The organism is Prevotella sp. TF12-30 (assembly GCF_003436715.1).
In the GTDB taxonomy this organism is placed as follows: Bacteria; Bacteroidota; Bacteroidia; order Bacteroidales; family Bacteroidaceae; genus Prevotella; species Prevotella copri_A.
The window spans coordinates 596-1087 of record NZ_QSQJ01000115.1 but is presented as its reverse complement, the minus strand read 5'-3'; the positions used below and the strand labels follow the sequence as shown (position 1 = coordinate 1087).

Annotated in this window: 1 pseudogene; it reads left to right on the top strand. The window is 41.5% G+C overall.

The window, feature by feature from the left end:
- A pseudogene (locus DXD25_RS17370) lies at nucleotides 1-195 on the top strand (hypothetical protein); the annotation flags it as partial.
- Between the last annotated feature and the right edge of the window lie 297 nt (nucleotides 196-492).

Below are 492 nucleotides of genomic sequence, written 5' to 3'. Positions count from 1 at the left end.
CAAAAGAGGCAAAAACTTTCCAAAGATGTTTGGCAAACGCTGTATGGATTCCCTATGGTTGTTGTCATTTGCTTCCGTCTAACCTCCAATGGTGCAGCGCAACTTCGTGATGCTATCTTCAAGAGGTTGTACGGAGCAAAAGAGAAAACAGCCATTGTCCTGCAAATCTACGGAGGGACAAATGTCTTCAGCTAAGAATGGTCGCATTTTTGACGCTTCGATTATTCACTGTCGTATTGACTTGTTGACTTACTGATTCACTGTCGTATCAAGCATTTCTGTGAAGAATGCAGAGCTGCCGATGTCAAACGTTTTACATGCTTATCGTATGAAATATAAAACGTATGACATGCAGGAATACATTTTTGTTCATCCCGAGGAAAGGTTCGCAAGGAAACCTCTCTTCGGGATTTTTTGTTTCATCTTATCCCGATTGGCTACATCAAGCACCTTGATTTCCAATCTTTTAACATTGTCGGTGCAAACTTCTCC